This is a genomic window from uncultured Muriicola sp. (assembly GCF_947258935.1).
GTDB lineage: Bacteria > Bacteroidota > Bacteroidia > Flavobacteriales > Flavobacteriaceae > Muriicola.
In genome coordinates this window covers 1-24,067 of sequence record NZ_CAMYKH010000045.1, presented here as the reverse complement: position 1 = coordinate 24,067, position 24,067 = coordinate 1, and the positions used below count along the sequence as shown (strand labels likewise).

Genomic DNA, 24,067 nt, shown 5'->3' with positions numbered 1-24,067 from the left:
AACACAGTCAATTCCCACCGAGCGTATCAACACAAATTTTACACAAATTGATTCCTGAGTAATTGCGATATTTGCATTTCAATCAACAAAAATGAAAAATTTAGGTTTCTTACTCCTGTTATTAATCGTTATGAATTCCTGCAAGGACCAGACAGTCCCAAGCCTGTCCGCAGGTACCTGGAGGGGTACCATGGAAGTACAGGATGGGCAGTTGTTGCCATTCAATTTCAGCATTGGAAATGGAAGTGAAGGCTACATTATGGAAATTTACAATGCCGATGAAGTACTAAGCATAGATGAGATCATCATAAATAACGACTCTATAATTATAAAAATGCCTGTCTTTGAAGGGTATATTTCCGGCAGGTTTACGAATAGCATCATTGAGGGGAATTTTATTAAAGAAAGCCTGGATAGAGTAGTGCCCTTTACTGCAAACTTCAACGATAGTACCCGGTTTGTACCATCTAAGGCAGCTGCGATTAATGTTCAAGGCAATTGGGAGGCTGTATTTAGCAAAGGAACAGAAGATGCTTATGTGGCTAAAGGTATTTTTAAACAAGATGGGGAAAAGGTGACAGGGACCATTCGCACTACAACAGGAGACTATAGATATCTGGAAGGAGTGGTAGATGGTGATTCTCTTAAACTATCTACTTTTGATGGAACTCATGTCTTTCTTTTCTTAGCCAGGATAAACGATGGAATCATGAACGGCACCTTTTATTCCGGGAACCATTTCCAGGAACCGTTTGAGGCTGTACCCAATGAATCTTATGAATTACCAGATGCTACTACACTTACCTATCTTAATGAAGGATATGAGCGTGTAAATTTTTCCTTCCCGGATATCAATGGGAATCTCATTACCTTGGATGACCATCAGTTTCAGGATAAGGTTGTGATCATTCAGATCATGGGAACTTGGTGCCCTAACTGTTTGGACGAATCTAAATTTCTGGTTGAATATCTAAAAGAAAATTCACAAGATGATCTGGAGGTGATAGCATTGGCGTTTGAATATGCCAAAACTGAGGAGGCCGCCTTCAAAGGGATCAATAGACTTAAGAACCGTCTGGGAATTTCATATCCTATACTTTTGGCACAGTACGGCAGTTCTGACAAGAAAACGGCTAATGAAAAATTACCCATGCTCAACCATATTCTTTCGTATCCTACTACTATTTTTATTGACAAAGAAAGTGAGGTACGCAGAATTCATACTGGGTTTAATGGTCCGGCTACAGGTGAGACGTACATTGAATTTAAGCAAGACTTCAAAGAATTCGTAAACTCGCTAATAGCGGAATAAAAAAGGCCTTTCGAACAACGAAAGACCTTTCTTTGGTGGCAAAATTAAATAATCAAATAATGGTTGATTTACCCAACCAGATATTCTCTTTGTTTAGGATCAGATAGTCATCAGAATCCCGAATATTTCCCGAGATGAAGTCGCCAATATGATTGGTTCCATACTTACTGGATGTGTTCAGGTCTGGCGAGACAATCCCTTTTTTAATTGATTTCAGTACCGCAATGACTACTGCTCGCGACTCTTCGTCTAGTTTAAAATGATCTAGTAACATGGCGGCTGAGAGGATAGAAGCTACCGGATTGGCAATGTCCTTCCCCTTGGCTTGCGGATACGATCCGTGAACGGGTTCAAACAAAGCATAATTCTCTCCAATAGACGCCGAGGGCAGCAAACCTATAGAACCCCCAATGGCACTACCTTCATCAGATAGAATGTCACCAAACATATTCTCTGTCAGGATCACATCGAATTGAGTTGGTTTCAACAAAAGCTGCATGGCCGCATTATCAATAAACATATAATCGAGCGTAATCTCAGGATAGCTCTCCCCAATTTTCTTTACAACCCGTCTCCATAAACGGGAAGATTCCAATACGTTGGCTTTATCAACAAGCGTTACCTTTTTCCTGCGACCTTTGGCTGCTTTGAAGGCTAAATGAGCTATTTGACCTACTTCATTTTCTGTATAGGTACAGCTGTCTGTAGCAGTTGTGCCATCTTCGCTAAGTGACTTTTCACCAAAATAGATCCCTGCGGTAAGTTCCCGGAAGATCACAAAATCAGTACCAGCAATGATCTTCTTTTTTAAAGGTGATTTCTCCATTAAGGTGGGAAACACTTTTATTGGCCGTATGTTGCAAAAAAGGCCCAATTCCTTACGCAGTCGCAACAACCCTTGTTCTGGTCGTACACTGGCATTAGGATCATTGTCATATTTTGGATCACCTATGGAACCGAAAAGAACAGCATCTGAGTCTTTGCACAATGCCAAAGTGGCTTCAGGGAGGGGGTCCCCGGTTGCGTCAATGGCAGCAGCTCCAACCTTCGCTTCAGTAAAAATAAATTCGTGCCCAAAAGTCTCTTCAACAGCCTGCAGGCACTTAACGGCCTGAGTTGTTACTTCGGGCCCAATTCCATCACCGTGTAATAAAGCAATTTTTAGTTTCATTTTCAGGCAATACTTTCTATGTTAATATTGGCCATTTCTATGATTTGATGAATATCATCATCGAGTATCTCTTTTTTTCTATCGGCAAATCTCAAGAATTGCTCATAAACTACATCTAACTGTACCTTGGTAAGTTCATATCCTATGTTCTTGGCCCTGTATGCCAAGGCGGCACGACCGCTACGTGCAGTTAGTACAATAGAAGAATGATCTACGCCAACTTCTTTAGGATCAATTATTTCATAGGTCTCCCTTTTCTTTATAACTCCATCTTGATGGATACCAGAGCTATGGGCAAAAGCGTTAGACCCAACGATGGCCTTGTTAGGTTGCACCATCATTCCCATTTTTTCAGAGACCATAAGACTGGTACTGTACAATAATTTACTGTTTATGCTGGTGTCCAGGTTCAAATAAGGATGTTGTTTTAATATCATCACAACTTCTTCCAGGGAGGTATTACCGGCTCGTTCCCCTATGCCGTTTATGGTACATTCTATTTGGCGGGCTCCGTTGATAACCCCGGATATGGAATTGGCAGTTGCCAGGCCAAGATCGTTATGACAATGACAAGAGAGGATGGCCTTGTCTATGTCTTTTACATGTTCGCGTAAGTACTTCATTTTAGCCCCGTATTCCTCTGGCAAACAATATCCGGTGGTATCCGGAATATTTAAGACTGTGGCACCTGCTTTTATCACTTCCTCGCATACCCTGGCCAAAAATTCATTGTCTGTTCTCCCGGCGTCTTCTGCATAAAACTCAACATCTTCAACAAAGGTCTTCGCATACCGAACGGCTTCTACCGCTCTTTCCAGAATTTTATCCCGTGTTGAGTTGAATTTATACTTAATATGAGAATCCGAAGTGCCGATCCCGGTATGAATTCGCGGTCTTTTTGCATGTTTTAATGCCTCAGCGGCTACCTCAATATCCTTTTTCACAGAACGAGTTAGTCCGCAAACCGTAGCGTGTTCTCTCTGCAATTACTAACTTCTGTTTAGTATCTAATTTACAGCCCGGAACCTGCTCTCCATCACGCAGCGTAGTATCAAAAATGTATACTTTATCTTTGCTCATTATAATTACTTAATTTTAGTCACCATAACGAATGTATCACAACCAATTAGAACCTAATTCATGACTGTGAAGCATTTACAACGTTAATATACTTTTTAAGGTAGTTAACACATTGAAATACAGCATAATAAGTATTCTATTTTACGATGACAAATGCCAATAAAGATGCCTTATTTGTTTTGGTGAAATCTCTTTCTAAATCGGAGAAACGCCAATTCAAGTTATATGTGGGAAGATTAGGGGTAAACACAGATGCCAAATTCTTAGCCTTATTCAACCTTTTGGATAAGATGAAAAGGTATGAGGAAAAAATCATTTTGGCTAGTGGCATTGTCAAGAAAGCGCAACTCTCTAACCTTAAAGCTCACCTTTACAAACAGATCCTGGTAAGCCTTCGTTTAAATCCTGTAAATCAAAACATCAGGGTGCAAATTCGTGAGCAACTAGACTTTGCGACCATTTTGTATCAGAAAGGTCTTTACAAGCAAAGTCTTAAGATCCTCGATAAGGTGAAGTCGACCGCTATTGATAATGAAGAAAAGAATATTGCCTATGAGATTGTGGAATTAGAAAAGATCATAGAAACCCAATACATTACCCGGAGTATTCCGGATAGGGCAGATGAGCTTGCTCTACAGGCCAAGAAATTGTCTGAGCATAATGTGATGACCAGCAAGCTGTCTAATCTTTCTCTTCAGTTATACAGTATGATGCTAAAAGTGGGTTATGTGCGAAGCAATGATGACCTTCAAAATGTAAAACAGTACTTTGAATCGCATCTTCCTAAATACGATATCAATGAGCTCGGTTTTCGTGAGAAACTATGGTTGTACAAGGCGCATCTATGGTATAGTTTTTTAATACAGGATTTTCTGTCTTGTTACAAATACTCCAGTAAATGGGTAGATCTGTTTTATGAACACAAGGAGATGATCCAATTAAATCCTGTATTTTTTCTCAAAGGGAACCATTATCTCCTGGAGTCGCTTTTTTACGTAAAATACGCCTCACAATTTGAGTTGGTCCTTGCTAATTTGGAAAATACCGTAACCCAAAAAGACTTTCCTTCTAATGATAATATAAGCTCGCTAAGTTTTTTATATATCAACTCAAACAAGCTAAATCTCCATTTTCTCAAAGGGACATTTGATAAGGGATTGTATTTGGTGCGGATCATAGAATACGGTATCAATAAGCACCGAGACCGTATTGATGAGCATCATATTATGATCTTTTATTACAAAATAGCCTGCTTGTATTTTGGAGTGGGGGATAATAAGAATTGTATTGCCTACCTCAAAAAGATAATCACTAACAAAAACCTTAAAATGAGGGAAGATCTTATGTGTTTTGCCAGAGTACTGAGTTTAGTGGCCCATTATGAGGCGGGTATGGATTATCATCTGGAAGTTCAGTTAAAAAGCACTTATAAATTCCTTTTAAAGATGAACGATCTGCATGCCGTTCAAAAGGAGATGATTACATTCTTGAGAAATTTGGGATCAATTTACCCAAATGAACTGAGGGCCGAATTTCAAAAATTATACGATAGACTTAAAAAATATGAGGATCATCCCTATGAGAAAAGAGCCTTCTTGTATTTAGATATACTATCATGGCTCGAAAGTCATCTGGAAAATAAACCGGTCTCGCAGGTAATTCGTGAAAAGGCAATGGCCAGTATTCGATAATGTTATTTACTTATTAAAGACATGCCTCCCAGAGTGCATCTGCCGGAGGTGGTGCAGTGAAGGAAATCATTTCTTTTTTTACGGGATGTTCAAAGCTCAGCATTCTGGCATGAAGGTGGATACCTCCATCCGGATTACTCCTATCAAAACCGTATTTTAGGTCGCCTTTAATAGGGGAGCCAAGGGTTGCCAACTGGGCTCTTATCTGATGATGTCTCCCTGTTTTAAGCAAGATCTGTAAAAGAACATAATTATCTAACTTCTTTAAGATGGTATAATCTAATTCGGCACGTTTGCTATTTGGGATTTCTTTAGGATATGCATATGATTTATTCTGCTTTGGATTTCTTTTTAGCCAATGAATTAGCGTGTCGTTTTTCTTTTTGGGTGGGTTTTTAACTATGGCCCAATATATTTTTTCCGTTGCTTTTTCCGCAAACATCTTATTCATTCTGCTAAGCGCCTTTGAAGTCTTAGCAAATACTACGATGCCACTGGTAGGCCTGTCTAACCGATGGGTGACACCTAAAAATACCAGTCCGGGCTTGTCGTATTTTTTCTTGATGAATTCCTTTACATGTTCACTGAGTGGGGTATCGCCAGTCTTGTCCCCCTGAACAATATCACCTACCCGCTTATTGATCACTATAAGATGATTGTCTTCATACAAGACCTGAAGATTTTGAGCGTTCGAAATTATTTTATTAGGCGTCAATAGAATATGGTTTTGCTTAAGAAAAAAAACAGAATTATACCTAACTAAAATAGGAGGAAAAAAGGTAACAGATTCGTCTTAATACTGTTCTTCATCACTTGGAAAGTCCTTGCTTTTTACATCTTGGACATATTTGGAGATGGCCTCACTCATTTCGTCATAGAGATTCATATACCGCCTTAAGAATCGCGGATTAAATTCATGGGTCATGCCCAGAAGGTCGTGTATAACAAGCACCTGGCCATCGGCATATTTTCCGCCTCCTATTCCAATAGTAGGAATGGAGATACTCTCAGAGACTTTTTTGGTCAGAGCGGCAGGAATTTTCTCCAGGACCACGCCAAAACATCCTATTTTTTCGAGCATGCGGGCATCTGTCATTAATTTTTCAGCCTCATTCGTTTCTTTTGCACGTACACTATAGGTCCCAAATTTATAGATAGACTGCGGAGTTAAACCAAGATGGCCCATTACGGGGATCCCTGCGTTAAGGATGCGTTTTACGGATTCCTTTATTTCTTCTCCGCCTTCAAGTTTTACTGCATGGGCGCCACTTTCTTTCATGATGCGAATGGCAGAGCGCAATGCTTCCTTTGGATCACTTTGATAACTACCAAATGGCAGATCTACCACCACCAGTGCCCTCTGTACTGCTCTGATCACTGAAGAAGCGTGATAGATCATCTGATCTAATGTGATGGGCAAGGTAGTTTCATGACCGGCCATTACATTACTGGCAGAATCGCCAACTAAAATTACATCAACATTGGCGGCATCCACGATCTTAGCCATAGAATAATCATAGGCTGTAAGCATGGAAATTTTTTCTCCCTGCTTTTTCATTTCTACGAGTGACTTAACCGTAACCCTTTTATACTCTTTCTTCGCGATAGACATAGTATTACTTTTGCTCGCTAAATGTAAGGAGAATTGGTTAATTCAGAATTATGGAGAGCTACCCGTTTTATTTATTTCCTTACTTTAGGTCTAATTCACTCATAAAAGACTTTTAAAATGCGACTTATTTTTTCCGTTCTAATACTGTTTTCTTTCTCGGTGACGAATGCTCAGGAAACCGATGAATTAAAAGTAAAGAACACCATCAATGCGTTCTTCGAAGGCTTTCATAAACAAGATTCTGTCGCACTAAGAGAAACAGTAAGCACTGCTATTCGGATGCAAACCATTGGAAAGAACAAGGAGGGAGGAGATAGTGTCAGAACCGTTTCATTCGATAATTTTGTGCGCTCTATTGTTCAGATCCCGGATTCTGTTCATTTCGAAGAACGACTAATGGCCTATAGTATTCAGGTAGATGGGAGTATGGCACACGCCTGGACTCCCTATGAATTTTGGGTCAATGATTCCTTTAGTCATTGTGGGGTTAATTCTTTTCAACTTTTTAAGGAGGGAGAAACCTGGAAGATCCTTTCCATTATGGATACACGCCGGAAGGAGGATTGTAAAACTAAATTTCCTGGAAAGCGAGATTGAGCCTTCTTACTAATCCAATAGCTTTCACAGCGTAAACTACCACTGCTAGCTGTCCTTCGGGTCCTTATTAGATGCCTTTTATATTAAGTCATGGGTGACATCCTGTCAGTTTTCTGTTGTTGGCATTATGTTTGACATTTCATTATGGATTTGATTTAAGATACTATTAATATTAAAAAAGATAAAATGAGCAAAATTATTGGGATAGATTTGGGGACAACCAACTCATGTGTTTCCGTTATGGAGGGTAATGAGCCAGTTGTAATTCCAAACGCCGAAGGAAAACGAACTACACCATCTGTAATTGCTTTTGTAGAAGGTGGCGAGATAAAAGTAGGGGATCCTGCCAAAAGACAGGCTGTGACCAACCCCCACAATACCATATATTCCATAAAGCGTTTTATGGGAAATAAATATTCTGAATCTAAGAAAGAAGCAGATCGTGTTCCCTATAAAGTAGTTAAAGGAGATAATGATACTCCCAGAGTTGATATTGACGGACGTCTTTATACACCTCAGGAATTGTCTGCGATGATCCTTCAGAAGATGAAGAAGACCGCGGAGGATTATTTAGGACAAGCCGTGACCAGGGCAGTGATCACTGTTCCTGCTTACTTTAACGATGCCCAAAGACAGGCTACTAAAGAGGCCGGAGAAATTGCTGGTCTAAAGGTTGAACGTATCATTAATGAACCAACGGCAGCATCGCTAGCCTATGGTTTAGATAAAAAACATAAAGATCAGAAAATTGTGGTGTTCGACTTTGGAGGTGGAACACACGATGTATCGATCCTGGAATTAGGAGATGGTGTATTTGAAGTCCTTTCAACAGACGGAGATACCCATTTGGGAGGTGATGATGTGGATCAGAAGATCATTGACTGGTTGGCAGAAGAGTTCAAGAAGGACGAAGGAATAGACCTTAGAAAAGATGCCATGGCATTGCAGCGCTTGAGAGAGGCAGCTGAGAAAGCTAAGATCGAATTATCGAGTTCAACTCAGACCGAGATCAACTTACCGTATGTTACTGCAACAGCATCCGGACCAAAACACTTGGTGCGAACACTTGCCAGAGCTAAATTTGAGCAATTGATCGCCGACTTGGTAAAAAGAACCATTCAGCCATGTGAAACTGCCTTAAAAGCGGCCAACCTGTCTAAAAGTGATATAGACGAGATCATTTTAGTAGGAGGTTCAACAAGGATACCGGCAGTAGTGGAAGCAGTTGAAAAATTCTTTGGAAAAAAACCATCTAAAGGGGTTAACCCGGATGAGGTAGTGGCTGTGGGTGCTGCTATCCAGGGTGGGGTATTGACAGGAGACGTTAAGGATGTACTTCTATTAGATGTAACTCCTCTATCATTGGGAATTGAGACCATGGGTAGTGTAATGACCAAGTTGATCGATGCCAATACTACTATCCCTACAAAGAAATCACAGATCTTTTCAACGGCTGCAGATAATCAGCCATCAGTAGAGATCCACGTGCTTCAGGGAGAAAGACCTATGGCAGGTGATAATAAAACCATTGGAAGATTTCATTTAGACGGAATTCCACCAGCACAAAGAGGTACTCCTCAGATTGAGGTAACCTTTGATATTGATGCCAATGGTATAATCAAGGTTTCTGCTACAGATAAAGCAACGAATAAGACACAAGATATCAGGATTGAAGCTTCTTCAGGGCTTACCGAAGAGGAGATAACTAAAATGAAGTCAGAAGCTGAGGCCAATGCCGAGGCAGATAAAAAGGCCAAGGAAAAAGCCGATAAGCTCAATGAGGCAGACGGCATGATCTTTCAGACTGAAAAACAACTGAAGGAGTTTGGTGATAAATTGTCTGATGACAAGAAAAAACCGATTGAAAGTGCTCTCGAAGAATTGAAAAAGGCCTATGAAAGTAAGGATATTGATTTAATTTCTCCGGCCTTAGAAAAGATCAACGAGGCCTGGAAAGTTGCTTCAGAAGAAATGTACAAAGCTCAGGCTGCGGAACAGGAAGGCCCATCGGCTAATGGTGAAGCACCAACTGAAGATAGTGCAAAAGAAGGTGATAATGTAGAAGACGTAGATTTTGAGGAAGTAAAATAATACTCTTAATTTTCAGTTATATAAGGGGCAGTTTTTACTGCCTCTTTTTTTTTCGGCATGTATTTTGTTTTTAAAAGAATAAAGAAGCCGTAATTTTACTTCTATGACGATCTCCAATCAAAGAGTCTTAAAGTGGGTGCCAATGCTCGCAGTGTTATTCCTGTTGATGAATAACATTTGCTATGGTCAACTACCAAAGGTTTTTACAAAGACCGATCTTAACTTACAGGGAAATGTGAAGTCGTGTTTGGTCATAACCGATTATGGTAAAGAAGCCTATGAATTTAATAAAGAAGGTATGCTTACAAAGTTAACTACCCTATATAGTGCTACAGATTATGATATTAGTTACTACAAATATTCCAAAGGACTGCTAAAAGAAAAGCGTTCAGAAAACTATCGTGAGGATATCCTGGATAGGCAAACATCCATAGCTAATATTTATTTCATAGACACATTGCGAAACAAGATCGTAAAAGAACTCATTTATTCTTACCAGAAAGATTTTTTGGAACAATACGACTATTTCTATGACGAATCCGGAACGCTAGCTACCATTAAAAGAAGGAATAATGAAGGGATAGATGAGATACAGATCTCCTATGACAGTATAGACGGTGAAAGTACCCAAACGACAAGTTTGAATGGAATCGTAGATAAGACCTTACGCCGGTCATTTTATGGTGAAAAAAAGAAAAAAAATCTCATCAATGTTCTGGAGAAGGAATATGTAAGTGGAGAGCCCTATAAGGCCACAGAGGTATTCCAGGATTCATTAGGGAGAAAACAGAAAGAATTGCTCTATACCTATGACGCTGCGAAATCTTCCTTTGTACAGACCGGGGAACATATTTATGAATATGAAGAGCACGGATTTCTTTCCAAAAAGAAAACGCTGGCAAATAATAAGGAAACTAAACAGGAATACATTTACCAATTAGATGCGCATCAACCACCTAACTGGATCAAACAGATCATCACGCCAAGTAACAAATATACTACGCGCAGATTAGTGTATTATGAAGAAGAATTGCCTCAGGAATAGGAGGGATTGATAAAATAACAAATGTTTGTCTTTATTTCTTAGAACATTCTATAAGTGCAAAAAGTGCCTTATTGTGGATGGAAACTACCTGTGACAAATAATAAGCTTTGGTCTTTTCAAAGCTTTCGGCTTTAATTTCCTCTTCGGTCCTTGTTTTGCGATCTCCTAAAATATGAAGCGCCTTTTCACATTGAAAAAGGGTGGCCAATTCTCGTATCGACCCTTCCAGAGCTGCAATATCTATTTCGGCCGATCGCTTAAAATCTAGTTGCTTCTCTAAAGAACTTACTTCTTCTGTGTTTTCCGCCAGAGTAACCATCCCATCCGAAACTGCTTCTTGAACTTCTTCCGAACCTGATTCAAATTCTGAGGTTTCGGTAGTAGTACATACATCCAGACTATTAAGTAATTCTTCTGCATTCTCTAAAGCCTTTTTGGTATAGAAGCGTCCCATATCCCATTCTGTCTGACTTAAAGCGGTCTCCAGATTTTCAATCCCATCTAGAATAGGGTTCATAGAAGCTTGGCATCCACAGTTTTCAATTTGGGCCAGGGCCTTTTCAAAAGCTAACAAAGCCCGCTCCGCGTAATATTGTTGATGCTCAAAATTATTTGCGCTCAACGATTTTTTTACATGAGAAAGGCTGTATCCTGCGGAGGCATATGCATTGGTGCAGTTGGCGTGCATTCCCATAGAAATAATGGAAAAAGCAAAAAAAGCCAGGTAATTTTTCATAAGTATATTCATCCAGGTTGGGACCCTGATAAGAGTAGTTCTTATACGGGTTCATACAACGCCAAAAGCAACCTAAATATTGCCTTTAATAGGCTATTTATAAAGGATTTAGTGTATAGAAGTACAGGCTTGGAAGAACAGACCTAGATGCCTGTTTTTAAGCTCTTTTTAGATCTTTCCCATTCTTCGGGTAAAATACCATAGCAACAGGTGTTTCGTTTAAACCCGTCCGGGAGATATACATTTTTGCGCAAAACACCTTCCAGGACCGCTCCTAGTTTTTCAACCGCTTTTCTGGAGCGTATATTTCGTTCGTCAATTCGAAATTCCACTTTCTCAAAATGAAGGGAATTAAAGGCATAATTGATCATTAGGATCTTCATTTGAGTGTTTATGCTTGTTCCATGAAATTCACGTCCCAGCCAGGTTGCTCCAATGTGAAGTACCTTGTTTATCCAATCAATATTCATATAGCGGGTACAACCAGCAGCGGTCTCATGTACTTTGCTGTACACCAAAAAGGGGATACACAACTTTTGTGATCTTTGTTCCAGGGCATTGGTCACATAATCCTTAAATGACTTTTCAGATTCAATATCTGAAGGAGAGTATTGTACAAGCTTGGGTTGAAGTGCTATAGGGGTCAATTGCCGGTAATTATCTAAAGAAAGTGGAATAAGTTTTACATAATCATTCTCTAGTGCTATCTCCTCAAGTTTCATGGTAAGTTGTTGATTATTTCTTTTTTGATCTCGTGCCCTCCGTCAAATAGTTGTATTTGAGCTCGTCCTTCAAAAAGGAGGTCTATTTTTTTTTGCTCTTGTTCCATTCGTTCTTCCGTAAGATATTCATCCCTATCACCCATTATGATCTTTAACTTACAATGGTCGCCAAGGTGTCTAAGCTGATCCTTCGTGAGTTCATTTGGAATGCCACCTGCATAAAGTACTAAATGGTCACATTGTATATTTCTTTGTGCCACCCAGCGCATGGCTATGGATACACCTTGCGAATACCCAAAGACTACAAGCCTGCAAGTATCAGGCAGGTCCTCGTTGGCCATGACACTATCCAGATAAGACATCAGGTTGTTGATCTCGGTGGCCGTATGCTCCTTTGTAAGCCAACTTGCCCCTACATGCTTGTATTGCCCATTCAGATAGTATTTTGAAGGTGCCTGAGGCGCAATGATGTAATTTTTTTCAGGATCGAGGCCATCAAAGTATTTAAGAAAATATCTGCTTAGGAATCCTATCCCATGGAAAATTACCCAGACATAGGTTGTTTTTGGGGTAAGCTCATTTAAAGTTGCGTACGTATTCTGAGTTAGATAAGAGATATTTTTTTCTTTAAAGGCCATTTCGCAATTTGGTATCGGGTTAGTTGCTAATGAATGCTTAATTTTACCAAAAATAAGGAAATGGACGACTACAAAGAGAAAATCCTTAAGGTCTGTAACGATATTCGTAAAGGCACTTTAATGGAGACCCTGGATATAGAATATATTGATGTAGGTCAAAATTTCCTGATCGCCAAAATGCCTGTTACTCCCAAGGTATATCAACCAGATGGAGTATTGCACGGCGGTGCCAGTGTGGCTCTTGCTGAAAGTGTTGGAAGTGCCGCTTCCTATGTGTTTTTAGACGGACAATCTTTTTTTGTGCGAGGGATCGAGATTGCAGCAAACCATGTTCGGAGCGTAAAAGAGGGATATGTATTTGCACGGGCAACTATTATACATAAGGGCAGGACAACCCAATTGTGGGAGATCCGCATCACAGACGAAGAAGATCGGTTAATTTCGCTATGTAAACTCACCACCATTGCCTTACCAAAATAGTAATTCCTTTCAAAACTTTGTAGAGAAAGCAGCAGTACACTTCCAAAATAAACTGCCGGGAGTACTCTATAGAAATCCTAAGGAAGATACTGTTCAGGCTATTTTTCAGAATGATAGTAGTCTTCAGGAGGTAACAGATTTCACAGAATCTGGATTTGTTTTTGGGCCATATCTAGATGATACCTTACCCGTGCTAATAAAGGCAGATAGTAAACTCTCCGCGATTTTCAAAACCGACGAAAAACATATTATTTCTCAAAATATTTTATTTAACGAATCTGTATCAGAAGAAAACCGGTATAATAAACTTGTAGAAGATGCTGTTCGTAGCATAACGTTGGGAGTGCTAAAGAAGGTTGTACTTTCCAGGAAACTCGAAGTTGCTACCAAAAGAAGGCCAATGGAAATTTTCCAACGACTCCTCAATAGGTATCCTAATGCCTTTTGTTATTATTGGTATCACCCCTCCGTTGGAACCTGGGTAGGAGCCACACCGGAAATTTTGATGAGACAAAGAGGGAAAAAGTTCTCAACAGTGGCGCTGGCTGGTACGCTGCAAGAATCAGAACACCCAATTCCTGTTTGGGGAGCCAAAGAAAAAGAAGAGCAGCAGATGGTCACCACCTACATTGAAACCGTGCTTGCAGATCAGGTTGAAAAAATGCAAAGGTCTGATGTGGAAACCGTAAAAGCCGGGAATTTATGGCATTTAAAGACTACCATTAGAGGGGAGGCTTTGCCGGGGAAGACAAGATCCATAATGCGATCCTTACATCCTACACCAGCAGTTTGCGGGATGCCTTTAAAAGCGGCAAGATCATTTATCCTCAAACATGAGAATTATCCCAGACGTTATTATACGGGGTATCTGGGGGAAATAAATCTTGGATTGGAAAGGGATACACGCTTGTTTGTTAATCTGAGGTGTATGGAGTTGATAGATCAAAAAGCTGTTATTTATGTGGGAGGCGGAATCACCGAAGACTCAGATCCTGCTTTGGAATGGGAAGAAACTGTAGCCAAGAGCAAAACCATGCTTCAAGTGGTGTAGAATTATAAGATATCATTGGGAAAGCAATGACCTGCATCGTATTTTTGCAGGCCTATGCGACACCCGAGAATACCTTCTGCCCAGCTCTTAATTCAGTATTGCAAGGCTATGGAGATCTCCCAGATCGTTATATCTCCGGGTTCCAGAAATGCACCTCTGATCATAGGCTTTACTGAAGATCCGTATTTTGATTGTTATAGTATCGTAGATGAGCGATGTGCTGCCTTTTTCGCCACAGGAATGGCGCAGCAATTAAAGCACCCGGTTGTTGTTCTTTGTACCTCAGGAAGTGCGTTGCTAAATTTTTATCCTGCCGTTGCAGAAGCGTTTTATAGCAACCATCCCCTCATTATTATTTCAGCAGACAGACCCCTTTATAAGATTGATATAGGCGACGGCCAGACTATCAGGCAAGACCATGTTTTTGAGCGACATATAGGATATTCTGCCAACTTAAGTCAAGATGTTACACATGCTACCAATACAATAAAAAAGTTCGACCCTGCGATGATACCAGAAGACGCTTCTCTGGATGATATTCAGAGGACTATCATGGAGTCTAACCGTAGGGAAATAACTCTAGCCCTGAATACAGCTCTTAAACAATGTCTTCCTGTCCATATTAATATTCCTTTTGAAGAACCGCTTTACAACACCCAGGATTTTAGTGATATACAAGCAGACACTACTATTGCTTTAGAGAATAATGATAATGCTTTGGAAGAAATCTCAGCGTTTACGGTTCAATGGAATGCTTCCCGGAGAAAGATGATATTGGTAGGAGTTTTGTCTCCTGATGAAATAGAAACTAAATGGTTAGAAGTACTGGCTAATGATCCTTCGGTCCTTATTTTTACTGAAACCACTTCTAACCTGTATAATGCTAATATTTTGCCAAGTATAGACAGCATTATTGCACCTATTGAAAATTCGAAAAAGAAAGATGAGCTCTTCAAGTTGCTACAACCAGACATCTTATTGACATTTGGCGGACTAGTGGTCTCCAAGAAGATCAAAGCTTTCCTTAGGCAGTACAAACCGGCAACGCATTGGCATGTTCACGAGAATAGAGCCTACGATACCTTTTTTGGTCTCTCACATCATTTTAAAGTAGGTCTAAACACCTTTCTGCAGGGTTTTGTGCCAGGCATTAAGAATTTACCAAGTCCTTACCGCGATCAGTGGATAGGCACAAGAGATCATTATGTGAAACGCAGAAAGGAATTTTTAGAGACTATCCCATTCTCAGACATGTGGGTCTTCAATAAGATAGTCCAGAGTCTTCCGGAAAAATCGATGGTACAACTTGCCAATAGCTCAACAGTGCGTTATGTACAGCTTTTTGATATGGATCCAAGCCTAAAGGTATTCTGTAATAGAGGTACCAGCGGAATTGACGGTAGTACTTCTACAGCCGCAGGAGCTTCTTTGCATAACGAAACACCAACGGTCCTGATCACCGGCGATCTTAGTTTTTTCTATGACAGCAACGGACTATGGAATCAATACCTTCGACCAGATTTTAGGATCATTTTGATCAATAATGGGGGAGGGGGCATTTTTAGGATCTTACCAGGAAAAGAAGATTCTCAAAATTTTAAAACATTTTTTGAAACATCGCATGAGCTTACTGCCGAACCAATTTGTAGCTTGTACAATATAGGCTATCAATTGGCCAAGGAAGAAGTTGAAGTTCTAAAGGCACTAGAGCACTTCTACGATGCTTCAGAAAGACCAAAACTCCTGGAGATCAACACGCCTTCCGATATCAATGATCAAATTTTGCGCACTTATTTTGATTTTATATCTTGAGAGTAAACAATTTCACATAGTGTAACTAAATACCATGGCAAATAAACGAGACGATTTAATTATAAAATACGCCGCTCATTTAAAAGATAGATTCCACCTGGAACCAGATATGGCCTTGTTAAAGAAGGTTGCTATTGGTTTGGGCCCCTCTATTTACAATAGAGATTCTGCAAATGTGTCTGGCACAGACGAAAAGGAACTTGCGACGGTCAAGAACAATTTCCTGATCAGGAAATTAGGTCTTTCCGAAGAACTGCCCCTGGAAGAGTCTATCAATGATATAATTGTCGCCTACGGTGTTTCTGAACGTACAAAATATCGTGCAGTGATCTACTACCTGCTCACCAAAAAATTTGGAAAAGAAGAAGTCTATATTTAATTAAATAATACTCATTAACGACTGTCCGGTAAATAGGATGTGTGTTATTGAGCTACCTCAAGGGAACTATGATAGAATTAGGCAATTACAATACACTTACCATACTGCGAAGTACCAGTGTGGGTCTTTTTTTGGGGGATGAGGATGTAGACGATCTTTTGCTTCCCAATAAATATGTTCCTGATGATTTCGAAATTGGAGATAAGATAGATGTTTTCTGTTATCTGGACCATGAAGAAAGACCTATCGCAACTACTTTACAACCTTTCATAAAAAGGAATGAATTTGGCTTTTTGAGAGTAGCCGAAGTAAATGATATTGGTGCATTTATGGATTGGGGTCTCGAAAAACACCTCCTCGTACCATATGCGGAGCAGCGAACTAAATTGATCGAAGGCAATTGGCAGGTAATTTATTGCTATCTGGATGATCGATCTTTCCGGTTGGTTGGTTCAAGTAAACTTTCAAAATTCATGAATAATGATTCATTGGAAGTTGCAGAAAATGATGAAGTAGATCTGCTGGTTTACAGGCGTTCAGAATTAGGTTGGGATGTGGTGGTCAACGGATGTCACAGAGGACTGATCTTTCACAGTGACGTATTTCAGCCACTAGCGGAAGGAGATTTAGTAAAGGGTTTTGTAAAGCAGATTAGACCAGACAAAAAACTGGATATTACACTTCAGCCAATAGGAGCCAAGGCCTTAGAGCCTGCCGCACAAATGATCTATCAAAAGTTGAAGGAACAGGGTGGCTATATTAAACTTCATGACAAGTCGAGCCCGGAAGAAATTAAAACCTGGTTCGCCATGAGTAAAAAGACCTTTAAAAAAGCCATTGGCACCTTGTATAAAGACCACAAGATCTCAATTAAGGAAGACGGTATTTACAAAATATAAGTGTCGATTAGATCTTTTTGTCCTATCCGTTTTGAAGATCTTAAAGTGTTTAGTGAATTTAATTGTCTAAATACTGTGTTTTATTTTTTTGATTGTTAGCTTTTTAGTTATATTTAGCTCCCACTTTTCTAAAACATAATTTTATATGCCATTCATTGAAGAAAGTGATTTGCTGGAGCTTCACAAAGACATTGACAAAGCTCAGATCATAAATGAGCGATTGCTCGATCAAATTAAGTACAAGAATAAGGAGTTGAAGCGCAGGAAGATACAGCGTAATATCTTCGCCGGGGTCACTGCCCTTTTTTTAATTGCCTCTCTGGCAATTACTTCATTTACCGCTGGGGTTTTTACTAATAAACAGAATTTAGATTCTACTAGTTTAAATGTTCCGGTAGATAGCATGCAAGTGGTACTGGATAGAATAGACAACTTAAAGAAACAGAATCATGAATTGAGCCTGGTTAATGAATTCTACCTGGCAAAGAATTTCCTTGAAAAGGAGACAATTTATTCTGTTCAGATCAAATCATTTGTGGAGAATAATCTTACCCTTTCTTCACAGTCATTGAATAACACCCTATTTGTTAAGACAAATCCTTTCTACTCCTATTCCCTGGGGAATTTCGAAACCTTGGAGGAAGCTCAAAAGTTTAGGAAACAACTGGTAAATATGGGATTTGATGATGCCTTTGTTGCCTCTTATAAAGAGGGGAAACGATTGAAGATAGAACCCGCCAATTAATATCCTTGAAAGCAAAAGCCTGGCTCAATGCGGTTCGTCTTAGGACCCTGCCATTATCTGTGTCCGGAATTCTCATAGGAAGCGGTCTGGCAGGTATGTATGGTTATAAGGACTGGCCTATTTTTATCCTTGCCTTACTCTCAACTCTTGGATTACAGATCATATCAAATCTTGCCAATGATTATGGGGATGGCATTAAAGGTACAGATAATGAAGAGAGGATAGGTCCAAAACGAGCCTACCAAACAGGGGCACTTTCCAGGAAGGAATTAAAAACAGGTATTCTTGTAGCCGTAATGATCACTCTTAGTTTTATAGGGGTCCTATTGTATCGTGCATTTGATGGTCTACCGGAATATTTTCTTTTGTTTACTTTGTTAGGTGTTCTGGCTGTTTGGGCGGCTATACGATACACCGTTGGAGACTCTGCCTATGGCTACAAAGGACTGGGTGATATATTCGTTTTTTCTTTTTTTGGATTGTTAAGTGTTTTGGGGTCTATGTTCCTTTTTACGAAATTCCTAACCCTTATATCCGTTCTACCTGCTATTTCCATAGGCCTTTTAAGTACAGCTGTATTAAATCTAAATAATTTAAGAGATCATAATTCCGACGTCCGAGCCGGGAAGAATACCCTTGTGGTAAAATTGGGAATTCCCAGGGCTAAGCAATATCATTATCTGCTGCTAATAGGTTCTTTTCTTTGTATCACTTTATTTTTATTTCTCTCCGCAACGTATTGGTTCCAGACTATATGTCTTGTTGTGTTCTTTCCATTAGGGATGCATCTGTTTAAGGTAAACCGGGTAAAAGAGCCTCAAGCCTTTGATCCTGAACTTAAAAAAGTAGCATTGAGCACCTTTTTTATGGCTTTGCTCCCCCATCCATTTTGGAACAAGCCATCAAAATTCTTATTGTTGAAGACAACGTGATCATTGCTGATGATATGCAATCGATGCTCGAAGAGATTGGCTATGAGATCGTAGACAATGTAATTGTATACGAGCAAGCCGAAGAAGTGCTAAAGAATAACCATGTAGACCTTGTCCTGATAGATATAATTTTAGCTTCGGACAAAACAGGTATTGATCTTGGAAAACATATCCGGGAAAAATATAACATACCCTTCATATTTGTAACTTCCAACTCGGATAGGGCCACCGTAGAAAATGCGAAAACCGTTAAACCTAATGGATATTTGGTAAAACCCTTTGAGCAACAAGATCTGTATACATCAATTGAAATTGCCCTGTCTAATTTTGATTATTCTGAGAAAGGGTCTGGAGAAGGAACTGCAGTGGACAAAGAAGAGGTTGTTTCTAATTCTGTCCTGAAAGATTCGATTTTCGTTAAGAAACAACATCTTTATTATCGTATTCAATTTGGGGATATACAATTCATCAAAGCAGATAATGTGTATCTGGAAGTGAATACTATAGACAAGAAGTTTCTGGTTAGGTCTCCACTAAAGGATTATTTACACAAGTTACCAAAACATAAATTCTACAGGGCTCATAAGTCCTATATCGTGAATGTGGATCATATTGATGCCATTAATTCAAAAGACATTATGATCAATAATACCCTGATTCCTATATCCAAGGAATTTAAAGAATTTATTATTTCCGCGATGAATTCATAGACTTGTTCAAAGAGTAGCATGCATTATCTTTCTTTGAATGCCAGGTTTAACACTGCTCACAACAGCTTGATTCACTTATACAACAATCATTTTATCTCATAACTTCTAGTTGGTACATTGGTACTCATCAATAGAAGTTAATTTTTTCATTTTTATATAGTGTTCTCGTAAAAGGGTCTTGTCTTCAAAGTCAAGACCCTTTTTTATGCAAAAATCAGTGCCTTATTAAGGATGAACTAAATAGACCATAAAAGACTGAAAAAATTACTAAAAAGCATTTCACATACAAGTAAGTGGTCTTTCACAACATAAAAGCAACTATTCACAACAAATCACAAAATGCATGAGTTCTTCCTCTTACTTTTGAAGCGTTCACAGAACATCCCAAATCTTACCTTTTTTTAAACTATTACAATTGGCTATGCAGTAATGTATGGTCTTTTTTGCGTTTTATGGGTCTGAAGAGCAAATTGGTCATCGGACTTGGTACCATATTTTCAATTCACGCAGACAGGGCATAAAGGTCAATACCATGGGGAGGTAGAAATAACCACACAAACCCTTTGGTTTACAACAATTATTTAACAAGACCGTTAAATTATGGTAAGTTTGAGAGGTACATTTTAAAGGAGGATTTTCTTTCATAAATTTTGACAAACGCAGTATTACAAAGTTCTAGGCATGTTATGGCAAAAAGGCTTGGCACAATAGCATTATACTTTTTCACCCTTTCCGTATGTATGGGGGTCGCTCAGGATATTGATCCTCTTGAGGACGATGCGCTAGTTCAATTCCAAAACGAATCCTCGGTTTCGGATAGATTTACCTATTTCTTTGCCACAGTAAACCGCTATAATAGTCATTCCGCCTACGATTGGTTAGATACGGTAGATCGATATATCAAAAATTCTGAAAAAGCGAAAGACTCGCTTGCCATAAAAAAATACAAACTCATACAGTCGCAGATCTTTTTTGATATTGGCGATTATGACAAGAGTGTTTCATTGTCTACCAAATTATACACTGACAAACATGAACTAGATCTCAAAACCAAAGAATTATTGCTCGATCTGCTAGATGCGAATTATTCTCGCTTACAGCTTTATGACAAACAGGTTGAGATTAGGAAACAAAAAAGAGAACTGGGTTTAAAGAACAATATCTCTTTTTACGACATCTATTCCAATTTAGGTCTTCACCGTCAGGCCATGAAAGATTATATCATGGAAAATCAGAAGACCGTGGAGGATAATGATTTTTTTGGATTGGCTAACTACCACAATTCTATTGGAAATTACTTATTGCTAGATAAGTCTACTTCCACGGCACTTACTAACTTCTCTAAGGCCAAAGGATATATTGAGGTTTTTCTCAATGGAGAGTCAGATCATTCAGGGAAATCTTCTCAAAGGGATCATAGATGGCAATAATGGGAAGTGCTATGTGCAAATGAACCAGTTCGATAAGGCTATTCCTTATTTAGAAACAAGCATTTCAATTATTGAGGAAAATAATATTGGCAGAACTTCATCTGAAGCAAATGAAAATGTGCTGGCTTTGGCCGAAAGTCATTTGCGTATGGATCGGTTAAAAGTGGCCAAGGACTACCTAGACATTGATCTGGAACTTACGAGGACCAGTCAGATCATTAAGAAGAACAGGTTATTTGCAGCCTACTATGACCGTATAGGCGATTTTAGGAATCAAGCGAACTACCTTCAAAAAAATGTTCGGATTCAGGATTCTCTTGAGGTAAAGGAATCTTCTATTAAAAGACAACAAATATCGGCGATCATTGCAGAGGAAAATCTTGAGGATTCTCGTAGAATGATCAATATGCAGAAATTAGAAATGGAACAGAATAGAAGTGAAATGGAGGCTATGGATGAAAGAACCAATCTGGTATTCATTTCACTAATTTTTACCTTATTGGGCTTTGCCGGACTAGTATTCGCATACTTAAAAAGTATAAAGAACCAACGACTCATTGCCGAACAAAAGCATATCATTGAAAATTCTTTAGTAGAAAAGGACTCTCTTTTAAAAGAGATACACCATAGGGTAAAGAACAATTTGCAGATGGTTTCTAGTCTGCTAAGTCTTCAGACAAAGAATACACGTAGTAAAGCTGCTATTGAAGCCCTGGAGGAAGGGAAGAGCAGGGTGAAGGCCATGGCACTGATCCATCAGAAATTATATCAGAATGATGATCTGTCTGTGATCGAAATGCAGGGGTATATTGAAAGCCTGGTGAACAGCGTGCAATCTGTCTTTAAAAAGGGCGGACACAGTATAAATATTACTATTGATGCCGAAGGGGTGGAGCTAGATATTGACAGGGCCATTCCATTTGGACTTATCCTTAATGAGTTGGTTTCTAATTCATTTAAATATGCTTTCCCGGAGGATAAAGAGGACGGGAAGATCTATATCCATCTTCGAAAGAATGGGGATCAGGGCTATTTTGAATATACCGATAACGGGATAGGCCTTCCGGAAGATTCTGAAGAACGTGCCAATTCTTCAATGGGCATCAGACTCATGAATCGACTAGTAAATCAGTTACAATCCACACTAAATATTGATAAATCTTCAGAAGGTGTTCGCTTTTGGTTCAATTTTAAATAAATTAGGACCACTAAAAACAACCTAATGAAGATCACATTTCTTGGCCATGCTACTCTTTTGTTAGAATTAGAGGGGCACACTTTACTCATAGATCCTTTTATTTCCGGCAATCCAATGGTACCAGATACCATTTCTATCAAAGGATTAAAACCAGACTATATACTACTGACCCATGCTCATCAGGATCATGTTTTGGATGTAGAGGAAATTGCAAAACAATCGGATCCCAAGATCATTAGTAATTATGAAATTGCTATGTATTTTCAAGATAAAGGTCTACGGGTACACCCCATGAATCATGGTGGCAGCTGGACATTTTCTTTTGGGACAATTAAATATGTACAAGCTGTTCATACTTCTTCATTTGCCGATGGCTCTTACGGTGGTCAGCCCGGTGGCTTCGTTCTGATCGCTGATGGTAAAACTGTATATATCGCCGGTGATACGGCGCTTACCATGGATATGAAACTGATCCCTATGCAACACAAGCTAGATTTGGCCGTATTGCCAATAGGAGATAATTTTACAATGGGCATAGACGATGCGGTGATAGCAGCCAACTTTGTAGAATGTACTAAAGTACTTGGTTACCATTATGACACATTCGGGTATATCGAAATTGATCATAAAAAAGCGAAAGAATCTTTTGAGAAAGCGGGAAGGGAATTGTACCTGCTTGGGATAGGAGAATCTATGAGTATTTGATCATACCACTTTACTGCGTTGTACCACATGGTGCAACCATTTAGGAAAGAAACGCTTTAAATAAACACCGGCAATTTCTTTCCCACCAATATAAACTTCAAACTTCTTCTTTGCCACAGCATTGATCAATTTTTTAGCAAATGTGTGAACCTCCATTCCTCTGGAGGTGGCATGGTCATTAACATTTTGGGGACTGCCGTCTGCCGTTAGAGCGTTTACAGCCACATTGGTTTTTATAAACCCGGGACACACCAAAGTAACCTGTAACTTGTCTTTCTCATGTTCCATTCTCAACACATCAAAAAACCCGTGGAGACCGTGCTTGGCACCGCAGTATCCTGAGCGAAACGGAGAACCAAAACGGCCCATTAAACTTGTGATCGTTACAAAATGACCCTTTTGTTGAGCTATAAAATGTGGTAGTACAGCCTTTGATAATGCAATAGTGCCTAAGTAATTTATATCAATCAGTTTTTTATAGACATCAAAATGTGTGTCGGCAATTAATGAACGTTGGCTTATTCCTGCATTGTTAATTAAGATATCGATATGTCCTGTTGCTGCAATAGCATGTGACACAAGTGAAGGCATTAAATTAAAATTACCCAGATCCATGGGGATAATAAAGACCTTAGCTGGATTATTACACTGGGCCTTAACTTCCTTCAAACGTTCTTTATTTCGCGCAGAAAGGATCAGCGTATTTCCCATGGTGCTTAATTCATAGGCCAGGGCTTCTCCAATTCCAGAGGAAGCACCTGTGATCCAAATAACCTGCCCCGACATACTTTTCATATCTTCATTTATTAGAGGCAAAATATAGTTAAATTTGTGTCAATTCTGTATGAAAGCTACTTACAAAAGATACATACTCACCTTTAAAAAACCCGGCGGAACTTCCCGGGGTATTTTAACTCAAAAAGAAACCTGGTTTTTGATCCTTGAGGATGATGAACAAACGGGGATAGGCGAATGTGCCATGTTCAGGGGTCTTAGTATGGATGATGTAGCTGAGTATGAAACACAATTAC

At 39.3% G+C, this 24,067-nt stretch carries 23 protein-coding genes and 2 pseudogenes; 17 read left to right on the top strand and 8 right to left on the bottom strand.

The genetic code is table 11. From position 1 onward, the window contains the following. The first annotated feature begins 91 nt into the window (after positions 1 to 91). Positions 92 to 1,312, top strand: a complete 1,221-nt coding sequence (locus tag Q0X72_RS09050; RefSeq protein WP_297764320.1) for a peroxiredoxin — start codon at positions 92 to 94, stop codon at positions 1,310 to 1,312. A gap of 52 nt (positions 1,313 to 1,364) precedes the next feature. Here Q0X72_RS09050 and leuB read toward each other — a convergent pair whose 3' ends face one another. Both leuB and Q0X72_RS09040 read right to left on the bottom strand, forming a co-directional pair. Then, a complete protein-coding gene (gene leuB, locus Q0X72_RS09045) occupies positions 1,365 to 2,483 on the bottom strand; it encodes a 3-isopropylmalate dehydrogenase (protein WP_297764317.1) in 1,119 nt (372 codons plus the stop codon). Between the two features lie 2 nt (positions 2,484 to 2,485). Then, a pseudogene (locus Q0X72_RS09040) lies at positions 2,486 to 3,563 on the bottom strand (2-isopropylmalate synthase). Positions 3,564 to 3,709: 146 nt separating this feature from the next. On the opposite strand from Q0X72_RS09040, the gene Q0X72_RS09035 reads away from it, so the two are divergent. Next, positions 3,710 to 5,254 carry a hypothetical protein gene (locus Q0X72_RS09035; protein WP_297764314.1) on the top strand — a complete coding sequence of 515 codons (1,545 nt, stop codon included), beginning with the start codon at positions 3,710 to 3,712 and terminating at the stop codon, positions 5,252 to 5,254. Between the two features lie 13 nt (positions 5,255 to 5,267). Here Q0X72_RS09035 and Q0X72_RS09030 read toward each other — a convergent pair whose 3' ends face one another. Further along, a complete protein-coding gene (locus Q0X72_RS09030; protein ID WP_297764311.1) occupies positions 5,268 to 5,969 on the bottom strand; it encodes an RluA family pseudouridine synthase in 702 nt (233 codons plus the stop codon). 78 nt (positions 5,970 to 6,047) lie between these two features. Beyond that, positions 6,048 to 6,866 carry a 3-methyl-2-oxobutanoate hydroxymethyltransferase gene (gene panB / locus Q0X72_RS09025; RefSeq protein ID WP_297764308.1) on the bottom strand — a complete coding sequence of 273 codons (819 nt, stop codon included), beginning with the start codon at positions 6,864 to 6,866 and terminating at the stop codon, positions 6,048 to 6,050. A gap of 117 nt (positions 6,867 to 6,983) precedes the next feature. Here panB and Q0X72_RS09020 point away from each other — a divergent pair, with 117 nt between their 5' ends. From Q0X72_RS09020 to Q0X72_RS09010, 3 genes are all read left to right on the top strand, one after another. Next, a complete protein-coding gene (locus Q0X72_RS09020) occupies positions 6,984 to 7,463 on the top strand; it encodes a nuclear transport factor 2 family protein (protein ID WP_297764305.1) in 480 nt (159 codons plus the stop codon). A 186-nt stretch (positions 7,464 to 7,649) separates the two neighbouring features. Next, positions 7,650 to 9,554 carry a molecular chaperone DnaK gene (dnaK, locus tag Q0X72_RS09015; protein ID WP_297764303.1) on the top strand — a complete coding sequence of 635 codons (1,905 nt, stop codon included), beginning with the start codon at positions 7,650 to 7,652 and terminating at the stop codon, positions 9,552 to 9,554. A gap of 142 nt (positions 9,555 to 9,696) precedes the next feature. After that, positions 9,697 to 10,599, top strand: coding sequence for a hypothetical protein (locus tag Q0X72_RS09010; RefSeq protein ID WP_297764301.1), 903 nt, complete (start codon positions 9,697 to 9,699; stop codon positions 10,597 to 10,599). A 31-nt stretch (positions 10,600 to 10,630) separates the two neighbouring features. Here the strand turns inward: Q0X72_RS09010 and Q0X72_RS09005 are convergent, their stop codons facing one another. The 3 genes from Q0X72_RS09005 to Q0X72_RS08995 all read right to left on the bottom strand — a co-directional run bounded on the left by Q0X72_RS09005 (position 10,631) and on the right by Q0X72_RS08995 (position 12,695). Further along, entirely contained in the window at positions 10,631 to 11,335 is a 705-nt protein-coding gene (locus Q0X72_RS09005) for a hypothetical protein (protein WP_297764299.1), read from the bottom strand. A gap of 143 nt (positions 11,336 to 11,478) precedes the next feature. Beyond that, entirely contained in the window at positions 11,479 to 12,057 is a 579-nt protein-coding gene (locus Q0X72_RS09000) for a GNAT family protein (RefSeq protein WP_297764297.1), read from the bottom strand. Beyond that, positions 12,054 to 12,695, bottom strand: coding sequence for an esterase (locus tag Q0X72_RS08995; protein WP_297764294.1), 642 nt, complete (start codon positions 12,693 to 12,695; stop codon positions 12,054 to 12,056). Before Q0X72_RS08995 ends, Q0X72_RS09000 begins: the two co-directional genes overlap by 4 nt. A 60-nt stretch (positions 12,696 to 12,755) precedes the next feature. On the opposite strand from Q0X72_RS08995, the gene Q0X72_RS08990 reads away from it, so the two are divergent. The 11 genes from Q0X72_RS08990 to Q0X72_RS08940 all read left to right on the top strand — a co-directional run bounded on the left by Q0X72_RS08990 (position 12,756) and on the right by Q0X72_RS08940 (position 23,036). Continuing rightward, positions 12,756 to 13,175: a hotdog fold thioesterase gene (locus Q0X72_RS08990; RefSeq protein ID WP_297764291.1), complete on the top strand. Its 420-nt coding sequence runs from the start codon at positions 12,756 to 12,758 to the stop codon at positions 13,173 to 13,175. After that, positions 13,159 to 14,226, top strand: coding sequence for a chorismate-binding protein (locus tag Q0X72_RS08985; RefSeq protein ID WP_297764288.1), 1,068 nt, complete (start codon positions 13,159 to 13,161; stop codon positions 14,224 to 14,226). The genes Q0X72_RS08990 and Q0X72_RS08985 overlap by 17 nt, the downstream gene beginning before the upstream one ends. A 54-nt stretch (positions 14,227 to 14,280) precedes the next feature. After that, positions 14,281 to 16,038 carry a 2-succinyl-5-enolpyruvyl-6-hydroxy-3-cyclohexene-1-carboxylic-acid synthase gene (gene menD, locus Q0X72_RS08980; protein WP_297764286.1) on the top strand — a complete coding sequence of 586 codons (1,758 nt, stop codon included), beginning with the start codon at positions 14,281 to 14,283 and terminating at the stop codon, positions 16,036 to 16,038. 34 nt (positions 16,039 to 16,072) lie between these two features. After that, the gene (locus Q0X72_RS08975) at positions 16,073 to 16,417 is read left to right on the top strand and encodes a DUF2853 family protein (RefSeq protein WP_297764284.1); all 345 of its coding nucleotides are present in this window, start codon (positions 16,073 to 16,075) and stop codon (positions 16,415 to 16,417) included. 47 nt (positions 16,418 to 16,464) lie between these two features. After that, the gene (locus Q0X72_RS08970; RefSeq protein ID WP_367180441.1) at positions 16,465 to 17,316 is read left to right on the top strand and encodes a S1 RNA-binding domain-containing protein; all 852 of its coding nucleotides are present in this window, start codon (positions 16,465 to 16,467) and stop codon (positions 17,314 to 17,316) included. Between the two features lie 145 nt (positions 17,317 to 17,461). Then, positions 17,462 to 18,061, top strand: coding sequence for an SPOR domain-containing protein (locus tag Q0X72_RS08965; protein ID WP_297764281.1), 600 nt, complete (start codon positions 17,462 to 17,464; stop codon positions 18,059 to 18,061). A 5-nt stretch (positions 18,062 to 18,066) separates the two neighbouring features. Then, on the top strand, positions 18,067 to 18,993 hold the full coding sequence (menA, locus tag Q0X72_RS08960) for a 1,4-dihydroxy-2-naphthoate octaprenyltransferase (protein WP_367180440.1): 927 nt from the start codon (positions 18,067 to 18,069) through the stop codon (positions 18,991 to 18,993). Then, positions 18,951 to 19,703 (top strand): response regulator, encoded by a 753-nt coding sequence (locus tag Q0X72_RS08955; RefSeq protein WP_297764278.1) that lies wholly within the window; start codon positions 18,951 to 18,953, stop codon positions 19,701 to 19,703. The genes menA and Q0X72_RS08955 overlap by 43 nt, the downstream gene beginning before the upstream one ends. A gap of 686 nt (positions 19,704 to 20,389) precedes the next feature. After that, positions 20,390 to 21,133, top strand: a complete 744-nt coding sequence (locus Q0X72_RS08950) for a hypothetical protein (RefSeq protein ID WP_297764275.1) — start codon at positions 20,390 to 20,392, stop codon at positions 21,131 to 21,133. Further along, positions 21,078 to 22,331, top strand: a complete 1,254-nt coding sequence (locus tag Q0X72_RS08945) for a histidine kinase dimerization/phosphoacceptor domain -containing protein (RefSeq protein WP_297764273.1) — start codon at positions 21,078 to 21,080, stop codon at positions 22,329 to 22,331. The genes Q0X72_RS08950 and Q0X72_RS08945 overlap by 56 nt, the downstream gene beginning before the upstream one ends. 24 nt (positions 22,332 to 22,355) lie before the next feature. Next, positions 22,356 to 23,036 (top strand): metal-dependent hydrolase, encoded by a 681-nt coding sequence (locus tag Q0X72_RS08940; RefSeq protein ID WP_297764270.1) that lies wholly within the window; start codon positions 22,356 to 22,358, stop codon positions 23,034 to 23,036. On the opposite strand, the gene Q0X72_RS08935 is transcribed toward Q0X72_RS08940, so the two are convergent. After that, positions 23,037 to 23,831 carry an SDR family oxidoreductase gene (locus tag Q0X72_RS08935; protein WP_297764267.1) on the bottom strand — a complete coding sequence of 265 codons (795 nt, stop codon included), beginning with the start codon at positions 23,829 to 23,831 and terminating at the stop codon, positions 23,037 to 23,039. 49 nt (positions 23,832 to 23,880) lie between these two features. Here Q0X72_RS08935 and Q0X72_RS08930 point away from each other — a divergent pair. After that, positions 23,881 to 24,067 (top strand): annotated as a pseudogene (locus Q0X72_RS08930) (o-succinylbenzoate synthase); the annotation flags it as partial.